The sequence below is a fragment of the Mesorhizobium sp. M1006 genome (assembly GCF_040318825.1).
GTDB lineage: Bacteria > Pseudomonadota > Alphaproteobacteria > Rhizobiales > Rhizobiaceae > Mesorhizobium.
Genome location: NZ_JAMYMZ010000019.1, coordinates 83,531 through 94,969, shown reverse-complemented (window position 1 = coordinate 94,969; position 11,439 = coordinate 83,531). Strand labels below are relative to the sequence as shown.

Sequence of the window (11,439 nt, the reverse complement as noted above, 5' to 3'; positions counted from 1 at the left end):
CATCCACACGCTGGATAGATCAGGATATGCGGTTTAAGGGGCTGGATCTGAATCTCCTCGTTGTGCTGGACGCTCTGATCAGGGAGCGTAAAGTCACTGCCGCGGCCAACAGTATTAACCTGAGCCAGCCGGCCATGAGCGCCGCCGTCGCTCGGTTACGCGCCTACTTCAGCAATGAGCTATTTACGATGAACGGCCGCGAGCTCATTTTGACACCGCGCGCGGAGGGGCTTGCCCCAGCAGTCCGGGACGCATTGCTGCACATCCAGCTATCGATTATTTCCTCCGACGCCTTTAACCCAGCCCAATCGGATCGTCTCTTCCGAATCATGCTTTCCGATTACCTCACGCTCGTGCTTTTTAAGAGGATCGTAGAGCGTACTGCGCGGGAAGCTCCCGCCGTCCGCTTCGAATGTCTGCCTATTTGCGACGACCCCGAGGAGCTTCTCCGGCGCGGCGACGTTGATTTTCTGATTATGCCGGAAGTGTTCATGTCGAAACATCCTCGCGCAGCCCTGTTCGAAGATATGCTCGTATGCGTAGGCTGCGGCACGAATAAGCAGCTGTCAGAGCCACTTACATTCGAGCGATACTTGTCGATGGGGCATGTCGTGCTCAAATTCAGGCACACCCGGCAGCCCACCATGGAGGAGTGGTATTTGCTCGAGCACGGTTTCGAGAGACGTATCGAGGTCGTCGTACAGGGCTTTAGCCTGATCGCGCCCGTCCTATCAGGCACCAACCGCATCGGGACCATGCCCTTACGGCTGGCGCAGCATTTCGCAAAAACAACACCCCTGCGGATTGTCGGACTTCCGCCGCCACTTCCTCATCCCGCATTCACGGAGGCCGTCCAATGGCCCGCGCTTCACAATACTGATCCGGCAAGCCTGTGGATGCGGGAAATGATGTTGCAGGAGGCATCTCGCCTGGCGCCTTTGCTTGAAAGCTATTGAGCGTCTCGGGCTTCCTGGAGGCGGTCGCGATCGCGTAGGAGCGGTTGCCATTCGGGCGTCAGGCCTTTGGCTCGGCAGAGCGGCGCAGTTCCTTGCTGAGTACGAGGGCCAGGAACGAGCAGAACACATGCCCGGGTTGGTGCTGAGTTGACTGCCGCCTCCGATTTCGCGTGCGAAGTCCCAGAAGATGTCTAGCCCCACTCAATGCCAACTTTGCCGGCCTTGCCGCGGCTTTTCACGCGCGGCCTGGCGAGGAGATGCCGGTCGACGAGGTCAATCGCAATGGACTGTGCCGGCCTCGCTCGGCTACTGGCGTGAGGCATCCTTGACGACACCGCCCTGCACCGACAACGTCGAGATGTTGGCAATGAAGCCGGTCGCGATTGACGCTGCGGATGTAGGCAATTTACCTCGCGCTTCCGCCTGAACGCGTGGCCGATCCGTTCACCAATTGGCGCTTCATCCTGGGCCGCGGCTGAGGCCTGTGGGGTGCGGCTACCCCGCGTGGATGGGATCATCAATCAACTTTCTCTCATTTATGAAAGGAAACTTCCCCGCTTACGATAGAAGCCATCAGTTTCATATATTTTCCGGCAGATGAATGTCGAACGGCAGAAATGTCTGTCCTGGTGTTTCAGCAGTGCCGGTCTCGATAGCCCGCGTCATCAGCGTTATCAACTCCTGGGAAAGCCGGCGCATTGGCGTGGCGACCGCCATCGTGATGATGTTATCAGCGAGTGCCGCCCGAGATTCCGGCGTGATTTCATTCACGATCGCGACGAGATCGCGACTTTTACCCTCTTCCCGGACCGCGGAGATGGCGCCCTCCATGCCGCCCCCGGCGACATAGAAGCCGACGAGCTCGGGTTCCCGCTGCATGAGATCAAGCGTTGCCTCGTAGGTGACCTGCCGTTTCTCCAGGTTCACAAGCGGATCGAGCACCTCGAACGTTGGCGCGTTCTCACGGCAATAGGAGCGAAAGCCGACGTCACGGAGCTCGTGCCCCTGGAAACGATGGCTACCGACAAACACCGCCACCTTGCCGGGCCGTTTTGCGACCTTGGACACCATCCAAGCGGCCGTGCGCCCCACCTTTCGGTTGTTGAGGCCGATATAGCCCTGTCGCACGCCGGCGGCGAAGTCGGAAAGCAGCGAGAAAACCGGAATGCCTTTGGCCTTGAGGTCCTCAACCGCTGCTGTAATTTTTGGGTGGTCCGGTGCCACCATCGCGATCGCATGGCAGCGTGCGCCCAAATCCTTGAGCGGTGCGATTAGGTCGCTCGGCATATGTGACGGGGCGAATTGGATGAGCGGAATGCCGTGGAAGGACTGGGCCAAATTGACCGACGCTTCGACCTCGCGCGCAAAGTCTTGGTAGAAATGCTGGGCCGGTTTTCTCAAGATGAAGCCCAGACGGTAGCACGGTAGGTCTCGCCGCAAGCGCTGCTTGATGAGCCCGGCAGCATGATAGCCGATCGCGTGGGCGGCGTCGTGGACCCGCCGCGCGGTCTCCTCGCGCACCGGATGGCGGGCGTTCAGAACCCGATCGACCGTTGCTACGCTGACTCGGGCTTCGCGGGCGAGATCGGTAATTGTGGGGCGCTTGGTCATGGGTCCTATTCTGATTGGTTTTTGACGCAGGCTGGCTCTCTGTCACCTAGCGCGATTCGACAATGCTTTCGGGTGGGCAAAGTGAAGACGCCCGCATACTGAATGATCGACAGCGTATTGGACTACTCCAGACGTAGACCGGCCGGGTATAACGGAAGGTTCATTCGCTTAGGGCGGCGATGATTTGCACTCACACATTTAGCGCTTCTGATACATGGTCCGTGAGGCGCCGTTTAGAGCCTGCGAGTCGATCGTTCAGGTCATGTGACCAGCTTGGCGAAACCGGTCGCGGTGCGTCGCCCTTACTCGGCGGAGGATAGCCGGTTTGATGCCTCGGCAAGCTGATGACCGCAGAAGGCGGCTTTCATCTGCGCTTGGTCCAATTCTCCTTCCCAGCGGGCGACGACGAGGGATGCCACTGCGTTACCAACGCAATTCGTCAACGCCCGGCATTCGGACATGAAGCGGTCGATGCCGAGTATCAGGGCCATCCCAGCAACGGGAACACTCGGAACTACGGCGAGCGTAGCAGCCAGGGTGATGAAGCCCGCACCTGTCACACCTGCAGCGCCCTTGGAGGAAAGCATCGCAACGAGCAGCAGCAGCACCTGATCGCCGATTGACAGATCGGTGTTCGTCGCCTGCGCGATGAAGAGGGCCGCCAGGGTCATGTAGATATTCGTGCCGTCCAGATTGAACGAATATCCGGCCGGGATGACGAGACCCACAACCGAACGCCTGGCGCCCGCCTTCTCCATCTTCTGCATGAGCGAGGGGAGCGCGGCCTCCGAGGAGGACGTTGCGAGGACAAGCAGCAGCTCTTCCTTGATGTAGCGAATAAGAGAACAGATCGAAAAGCCGTTGTAGCGGCAGACCGCGCCGAGAACCCCGAACACGAAGAGGAAGGCGGTGAAATAAAACGTCGCGACCAGCATCGCGAGGTTGACGACCGAACCGATGCCATATCTTCCGATGGTGAAGGCCATTGCGCCGAAAGCGCCGATCGGCGCGGCTTTCATCAGAATGCCGACGAGCTTGAAGACAGGCGCGATGAGCGCCTGAAGGAAGGAAACGACAGGCTTGCCCGTCTCTCCGGCCATCGCGAGCGCCATGCCGAACAGAACCGAGAAGAACAGCACCTGCAGGATGTCGCCTTCCGCGAAGGCACCGACAATCGTTGGCGGGATGATGTTCATCAGGAAGCCGGTGACCGACTGCTCGTGGGCCTTTGCGGCATAGGTATTCACGGCCTGGACATCGAGCGAGGCCGGATCGATGTTGAGGCCGGCGCCAGGCTGGACGACATTGGCGACGATGAGGCCGACGATCAGCGCCAGCGTCGAGAAGGTGAGGAAATAGACCATTGCCTTGCCGGCGACCCGGCCGACCTTGTGAAGATCGTTCATGCCGGCAATGCCGGTCGCAATTGTCAGGAAGATGACAGGCGCGATGATCATCTTGACCAGCTTGATGAAGGCATCACCCAGCGGCTTCAGGCTCTCGCCGGTCCCCGGATAGAAATAGCCAATTGCGACGCCTAGGGCGATGGCGGCAAGCACCTGCGCGTAAAGCTTGGCATAGAAGGGTTTGCGGGGCGCGGGACTCGCGCCGCGGACTTGTGCAGCTGACACTGTTTCTCTCTCCCTGACCGGATCGAGGTGGCGTGACTTCTCCCGGGCTTCTCCCTATCGCGGCGCTCCGGTCGAACGCTGCACCAACGCCGCCGCAATACCCATGCCAAATGGATCCGCATGACCTGAACTGACGTTGGGCTCGCCAATGATGGGATGAATGCGGTGGCACAAGACGGGAATGACAAGGCCGCCGTCCAGCACGCGCTTGATGTTCTCCGGCAGATTGCCGGTCGATCTCTCTGGCTTGCGGTTTTGCTGCACATCGTGGCGGGCTCCTCGGTTTGCCGACTTTGGGAAGGGCCGCATCGCTGGCACCAGGGCGCAGAATTGCCGTGTTCTTTGCCGCGCTCCCGCTGCAGCGACAGCTTGAAAGCGACGTCGAGACGTAGGGATTGACGCCGCTGGTGCTGACCGCGACGATGCGGTTCAGAAGTTCCGAGCACCGCCGAGAAAGCCGCGCTCGACCGCCACCTTCGCGCCTTCACACGCGACGCCGCCGCCTTATCTGCGTCATCAATATCGAGGAAATGGCGGTTGCCGCGACCGACCAGTGTCGTCGGCAGTGACTATCGCTCCCGCCCCTGGTTCGCAGGCGCTGGTGACTGGCACGGCCCGGCAACTCGGCGCGGTCAGCCGCTCGGGCACCGCATCGCCGGCGCCGTATTTCTCTCGTTCAACATCGCCGACAAAAATTAGAACTGATGAATTCTATCATAGGCCGCGAGGTTTCCTTTCACGAATGAAAGAAAGCTCGATTGACTATCCCGCCTCGCTCCAGTCTTTTGAAAATCAACGTGTGGTTGCCCCCGTGCAAGCCGAGAACGTGGCCAAGCTTCGTGGAGGGAGAGCCAAGCGATGCGTCAGGGGTCGACCCGCTTTGTACTCGACCACACGGCGGTGGCACGAGTTCACGTCAGAGCATTTTCGCGCTTGCCCGCGACGTCGCGGGCGCACATGCCGCCGGCATGCATTTCATGGCGCGAGATCGAGGATCACATGCACCACAACATTCCCAAATCAGAACAAAATGCCAGCGAGTGCCGCATTTCGCTTCCGGATGCGAAAAGGGCTTACCCAAAGTCCGAGACGACCACCGCGGTCCCTTTCGTGCCATCGCACGAGCACGCGCTTATCGGCATCTTCGAAATATCGAAAGTACTCACCGACCCCGCCCGGCTCGAAGTCACGTTGGCCAAGGTCGTCGATCTCCTGCCCTCGTTTGTGCAGATGCGGCACGGCATCATCGCTCTCTTCGACGCTGAGGGCGCACTGGACATCACCGTAGTCACCGGCTGCGACGAGAACAGCGATGAGCGCTCCCGGATGCGCCTGCCGCGCAAGGCAATCGATCTGATTGTGACGACGGACACGCCGCTCGTCGCCGAGAACATAGCGGTGCATTCGGCCTTCACTGCCGCTGACATAGAGGTGCTTGGGGCCTCCGACCCCGTGTCGTTCATTGGCGTTCCCATTCGTGTTGATGGGAACGCCGTAGGCACGCTGACTATCGACCGCGCCTTGGACAGCAGGTCAACGTATCGGCTCGATTATGATGTCCGGCTGCTCACCATGATCGCCAACATGGTGGGACAGACAGTCAAGTTGCACCGCTTCTCCGCGGGCGACCGCGAACGACCGACAGAGGTGGAAGATCGGCTGCAAACGCAATTCTCTGATGTCAAGCACCCTGCACCGCCGCGCAAGAAGGTTCACGTCAAGGGGATGATTGGCGATAGTCCGGCGCTAAGCGCGCTGCTCGAGAAGATCGCAGTGGTAGCTAAGGCAAAGACCACGGTTCTGTTGCGAGGCGAATCCGGTACCGGGAAGGAGCTGGTCGCCAAGGCAATTCACGAGTTGTCGCCGCGCGCCAAGCGGCCCTTCATCAAACTCAATTGTGCAGCGCTGCCAGAGACAGTCCTGGAATCCGAATTGTTCGGTCATGAGAAGGGTGCCTTCACAAGCGCGTTCAATTCCCGCAAGGGTCGCTTTGAGCTCGCCGACAAGGGGACGTTGTTTCTGGATGAGATCGGCGAGATCTCGGCCTCCTTCCAGGCAAAGCTACTGCGCGTGCTGCAGGAGCAGGAGTTTGAGCGCGTCGGCAGCAACCAGACCATCAAGGTCGACGTTCGCGTGATTGCCGCCACGAACAGGAACCTTGAAGAGGCGGTTGCAAGGAATGAGTTCCGTGCCGACCTATATTATCGCATCAACGTGGTTCCCTTGCTGGTGCCGGCATTACGCCAAAGGCGCAGCGATATTCCGCTCCTCGCAGCTGAGTTTCTCAAGAATTTCAACGATGAGAACGGCCGTACGCTGACCTTCGATGCGCGTGCGATTGAAGTACTGATGAAATGTGAATTTCCCGGCAACATTCGCGAGCTTGAAAATTGCGTGCACCGGACAGCGATCCTGGCGGAGGGACGATCAATCGGGAGAAACGACTTTGCGTGCTCCCACGACCAATGCTTTGCCGAGGCGCTGCGGAAGAGCAGATCGGGCAAGGCCGCGCTGCAACCAGCGCCGATCCTCCCAGAGGCAGTGAATCCGGCCACGCCGCCGGATGCGGCCGCTCGTTCGGCCGCCACCACAGTCCCGCCTGCCGGAGCAACCCACTCATTGGGCGCGAGGACCACCGACGCCGAGCGCGTCATTGCTGCCATGGAAAGATGTGGCTGGGTGCAGGCAAAGGCGGCGCGCCTGCTTGGACTGACCCCGCGCCAGATTGGCTACGTGCTGAGGAAATACGGCATCGAGGTCAAGCGTCTGTGAAAGCATGACTCAGGCGGATTAGCTGAGACCGCTTAGCGGCTTGGCCCGCGCAGGGATGCAGATCCGCGTCCGCGTCAAGTCGATCCGACCGAGGACAGCCTGGCCGAATTCCCGTGGCAGCCGGCGTTGCGACCATCTTGTGAAAGGCGACGCTGCCATCGTCAATCCGTCCGCCATGTTGCTCTCGTTGCGAGCTCATACGGATGCCCTGTGCGACTGAAACGGAGATAAAATATGTCCGATGCAAAACTGCAAGCTGTGCTTTCGTCTCTTCCGCAAGGGACGCGACAGTTAGATGCTCTGCCGTCCAAAGGACCAGCGCCGGACAGAAGTTTTGTCAAGCTGAATACGAATGAGAACCCGTTTCCGTTGCCGCCAATCATAATGCAAAGTGCAGTGGCGGCCCTCAATCGCCAGTATCTGTATCCGGACGACGATAACATCAGCTTGAGGGAAGCAGCGTCCAATACCTATGGGGTATCCACGGATCAGGTCATCGCAGGCAACGGGTCGTCTGAACTGCTCGGACTCATCTACAGAGCTTTCCTCGCCCCTGGCGACAAGGTGGCGATGATATCGCCAGGGTTTTCGTTCAACCGCAAACTTGCCATGTTGCATGGTGCTGAGTTTCTCGAGATCGGATGTCAAACTCATTCGCTGCCAATGGAGCAATTGCTTTCCGGTCCGGCAAAAGACGCCAAGTTCATTCTGGTGGCCAATCCAAACAATCCGACCGGAACATTCCTCTCGATAAGCAATATCGAACGCCTCGTGGCACAATCGGATCGCCTGGTCGTCCTTGATGAGGCCTACGTCGACTTTGCGCCCGATCACGGGCTGCGCCTCATCAACCGTTATTCGAACCTTCTGATCTTGAGAACATTTTCGAAGAGCTATGCCGCCGCCGGCATACGCGTCGGTTTCGGTTTCGGTCACCCTGAGATTATTGGCAGGCTGCGCAACATCCAGAACGTGTTCAACATGAACGTGATCGGGCATGCGGTTGGTATCAGCGTGCTTGCGCATCGCGGCGCCTACGCAGAGAACCACAAGCACATCAGACATGAACGACAGCGAGTGACGGCCGCACTGTCGCAACTTGGATTTTCCGTAACGCCCTCCCACGCAAATTTCTTGCTAGCCCGTGTGCCAGCGGGACAGGACGGCTCATGGTGGCAAGCAGCCTTGGAGAGGCAAAAGATACTCGTTGCCTACTTTCCGGACAGTGGTTTGGAACATTGCATCCGCGTCAGCATCGGCACAAAAGAGCAATTGGATGCATTTCTTGCTGCCGCTCGCGATATAGTTGGAAGCTTAAACATACCAAGCACCACGGGCAGGGGAGCGTCAGGCTCTGCTCGTTCGGTACGCTGACGCTAATCCGAGATCACACACTGCTATCTTTCGACTTGCTTGGTCATCCCAGCAAGAGAACAGCCTGCTCTAAAATCGGGGACAATATCGAGTGACAAACGTCTTTCCTTCAAACCTAGCCTTCGGCATCTTCGATCATCTGGACGAGGACGGCCGCGATATCGCCCGGCAGTATGAAGATCGCCTGATATTAGCAGAGGCGTGCGATCAGCTAGGGTTCTATGCCTATCATCTCGCAGAGCACCACTGTACCCCCCATGGGAGAGGTCCATCGCCGAATCTGTTCTTATCGAGCGTCGCCCAGCGCACCCGGCGCCTGCGTCTCGGACCCTTGGTGATGCTGCTTGCGCTTTATCATCCGCTGCGTGCGTTCGAAGAGATCTGTATGCTGGACCAGTTGAGCGGTGGCAGGCTCGAACTGGGCATCGGGCGCGGTGCTCTCCCGATCGAATTGGGTTACTTCGGGATTGGTGCGGACGCGGTGCCGGGCCGCTATGCGGAAGCCAGCGAAATTCTTGTTGAAATACTTGTTAATGCCATGAAGGTTGGCACGCTGTGCTATCAAGGCCGCCATTTTGAGCTCAATGACGTTCCTTTGACGCTAAGACCTCATCAGCGCCCACATCCGCCGACATGGGTCGCCGCCAATCGACCCGAGTCCGCAGCCTGGGCCGCTGCGAATGGAGCAAATATCGCGTGTGTAGGACCTTCCTCTTCTGTTCGCAAAACTACTGATGCGTTCCGCGCCTATCGAGAGGACAACACTGACACGGGCGATCGAGCGCCATTTATTGGATTGCTCCGAATGGTGGTGATTGGGCGTTGTGACACACATGCCTATTCGCTCGCGGCACCTGCTTACGAACGATGGCTCAAGAGCTTCCAATTCCTTTACGAGCTTAACGCTATCCCCACTCCACCAAACCTGCCGCTGACCTTCGATGAGGCAGTAGAGCGTGAATTGTGCGTGGTAGGATCAGCAGAATCTGTGCGAAAAGCTCTGTTAGATCAGTTGGAAGAGGCAGGTGCCAACTACCTGCTTTCTCAACTGGCATTTGGGAATCTGCCGTTAGACGCTTCCCTGTACACCGCGACGACCATTCAATCCGAAATCATGGCTCGATTTGTCTGACCATGAAATTCGCGGTCTGATCTGAAGGTTAAATCGTAGTAACAGCGCTCCCTCACATCCACGTGCTCGAGCGTGCACGTGGTGGGGGCGGGCAATCGGGAGGGAGGCCAAACTGACGACGAGCCGGCGGCACAGATTACCAGGTTTGTGCGTTGGCCGGCATCTGGGCACTGTGTGAGACTGCACGATCCTAAGGAGATGATGGCCGAGCGCGTCACGATGCCGGCACGCATCTGCTCGTCGCGCTCGCGCTAGTCGTTGGCACATAGCCCGCCGCAGAGGTTCTTCTCGCCCGGGGCGGCGCCGGTGCGGCGCCCAGATCCAGCTTCATCAGCGGCTCGGCGGTAGCAAAGCCGTCACTCGCTACGGCGCTGTTGAGGGCGCGCTCGCGAGCGGCTTTGCTACGCCGAGCGACACCACCTGGAGCGAGTTCGCCCGATGTCGCGGGGTGCACCGCGGTCGGATAACGATGCTGGAGGAAATCGTTCGCAGCCGGTCTCCACGATCTGCGCGAGTGCTTTGCATGAATGCTGCCTGCTTCCTCGTCTGCGGCGGCCTGAGTGTCCGCCTGTCCTCGTAACTTCTTGATATTTAAGATGCTTTGACCTTGCTATTTGCCGCATTTTCCCTATTTCCACCATCAAAGTTATGGCAAGGGGAATCGACATGGCCAAGCACAAGCTGTCCGAAACACGGATTCGAACCCTCAATAAAGCAGGGATCTATAGCGACGGCGACGGCCTGTTCCTGCGCGTCCGGAAAGAGGGGTCGCGGCAGTGGTTCCTTATATATAAGCGGGCAGGCAAAAGAACCGAGCTTGGCCTCGGTGGGTACGGCTTTGGCACAGCGCCGGTTTCACTTGCCCTGGCGCGGGAGAAGGCAGAGGTGGTTCGACAACGGCTGGCGCGCGGTGACGAACTATCCGCCCGCAAGACATTCGTTGACGTTATGGACGACGTGATAGCTCTGAAGGAGAAGTCTTTCCGCAATGAGAAGCACAAGGCGCAGTGGTCGATGACGTTGCGTGAATATGCCAAGCCTCTGCATAAAAGGCCGATCGCCGAGATCTCGCGCGACGACGTGGTCGAGACGCTAAAGCCGATCTGGGAGAAGATACCAGAGACTGCTGACCGCCTCCGCATGCGCATTGCAGCAGTAATGGATCACGCGAAGGCGAGGGGGCTTTATGTCGGCGACAACCCTGCCGACTGGCGGGGAGGCCTGAAGGATATGCTTCCGGCTCGACAGAAGCTCACGCGCGGCCATCACGCAGCAGTCGGTTACAAGGAACTGCCTGTCATCATGAAGCGCCTACGAGCCGCGGCTGGCGTGTCAGCTAGGGCTGTGGAGTTCGCCGCATTGACCGCAGCGCGTTCCGGTGAGGTGCGTGGCGCAGTGTGGCCTGAGATCGAACTTGATGCGGCCTTGTGGACGGTACCCGCCGCAAGGATGAAGGCTGCGCGCGACCATGAGGTTCCGCTTTCCGAGCGCGCCTTAACGATCCTCCGCGCTAGACAGCAGCAGTCGACCGGCGATCTGGTGTTCGAAGGTGGACGCAACGGAAGGCCAATCAGCGACACAGCTATGACGAAGGCGCTTAGAGCCGCAGGTGGGGGCGATGCCACCTTGCATGGTCTACGTTCATCGTTCCGTAATTGGGCTGGCGATATGACCGACTACCCGCGCGATGTAGCCGAGGCGGCCTTGGCTCATGTGCTTAAGGATAAGACCGAAGCTGCGTACAGACGTGGCACCGCGTTGCAAAAAAGGCGCGGCTTGATGGAAGACTGGGCGCAGTATTGTGAAAATAAAGCCCGTTGACCACATTGACATAGCAGGCGAAAACGCATATTGTTGTTCACCTTGGCTTACCTCGCCTAAGTTAATGGCGACCCGAACCCCTCTCTAAAGATTCAGATTTGGAAACGTGCCTTTTCGCACGTTGGATTTCCGCGCGCTTTTT

Annotated in this window: 8 protein-coding genes; 5 read left to right on the top strand and 3 right to left on the bottom strand. The window is 58.7% G+C overall.

The window, feature by feature from the left end:
• Positions 1–26 precede the first annotated feature (26 nt).
• Entirely contained in the window at positions 27–956 is a 930-nt protein-coding gene (locus tag NKH60_RS19520) for a LysR family transcriptional regulator (RefSeq protein WP_352457033.1), read from the top strand.
• A gap of 579 nt (positions 957–1,535) precedes the next feature.
• On the opposite strand, the gene NKH60_RS19515 is transcribed toward NKH60_RS19520, so the two are convergent.
• The 3 genes from NKH60_RS19515 to NKH60_RS19505 form a co-directional block, all read right to left on the bottom strand.
• Entirely contained in the window at positions 1,536–2,567 is a 1,032-nt protein-coding gene (locus NKH60_RS19515) for a LacI family DNA-binding transcriptional regulator (protein ID WP_352466665.1), read from the bottom strand.
• A 302-nt stretch (positions 2,568–2,869) separates the two neighbouring features.
• Entirely contained in the window at positions 2,870–4,198 is a 1,329-nt protein-coding gene (locus NKH60_RS19510; protein ID WP_352615322.1) for a dicarboxylate/amino acid:cation symporter, read from the bottom strand.
• 54 nt (positions 4,199–4,252) lie between these two features.
• Entirely contained in the window at positions 4,253–4,462 is a 210-nt protein-coding gene (locus tag NKH60_RS19505; protein WP_156937379.1) for a hypothetical protein, read from the bottom strand.
• A 735-nt stretch (positions 4,463–5,197) separates the two neighbouring features.
• On the opposite strand from NKH60_RS19505, the gene nifA reads away from it, so the two are divergent.
• From nifA to NKH60_RS19485, 4 genes are all read left to right on the top strand, one after another.
• Complete coding sequence (gene nifA / locus NKH60_RS19500; protein WP_352873065.1) at positions 5,198–6,970, top strand: nif-specific transcriptional activator NifA; 1,773 nt, start codon at positions 5,198–5,200, stop codon at positions 6,968–6,970.
• Positions 6,971–7,204: 234 nt separating this feature from the next.
• Positions 7,205–8,344, top strand: coding sequence for a histidinol-phosphate transaminase (hisC, locus tag NKH60_RS19495; protein WP_352873046.1), 1,140 nt, complete (start codon positions 7,205–7,207; stop codon positions 8,342–8,344).
• Between the two features lie 91 nt (positions 8,345–8,435).
• Positions 8,436–9,476, top strand: a complete 1,041-nt coding sequence (locus NKH60_RS19490; protein ID WP_352873044.1) for an LLM class flavin-dependent oxidoreductase — start codon at positions 8,436–8,438, stop codon at positions 9,474–9,476.
• A gap of 666 nt (positions 9,477–10,142) precedes the next feature.
• Positions 10,143–11,297, top strand: a complete 1,155-nt coding sequence (locus tag NKH60_RS19485) for a tyrosine-type recombinase/integrase (protein WP_352873042.1) — start codon at positions 10,143–10,145, stop codon at positions 11,295–11,297.
• Positions 11,298–11,439: the final 142 nt, after the last annotated feature.

Coding starts and splice junctions, on each gene's coding strand:
- hisC (WP_352873046.1), top strand. CDS start 7,205: ATGTCCGATGCAAAACTGCAAGCTGTGCTTTCGTCTCTTCCGCAAGGG.
- NKH60_RS19515 (WP_352466665.1), bottom strand. CDS start 2,567: ATGACCAAGCGCCCCACAATTACCGATCTCGCCCGCGAAGCCCGAGTC.
- NKH60_RS19485 (WP_352873042.1), top strand. CDS start 10,143: ATGGCCAAGCACAAGCTGTCCGAAACACGGATTCGAACCCTCAATAAA.
- nifA (WP_352873065.1), top strand. CDS start 5,198: ATGCACCACAACATTCCCAAATCAGAACAAAATGCCAGCGAGTGCCGC.
- NKH60_RS19520 (WP_352457033.1), top strand. CDS start 27: ATGCGGTTTAAGGGGCTGGATCTGAATCTCCTCGTTGTGCTGGACGCT.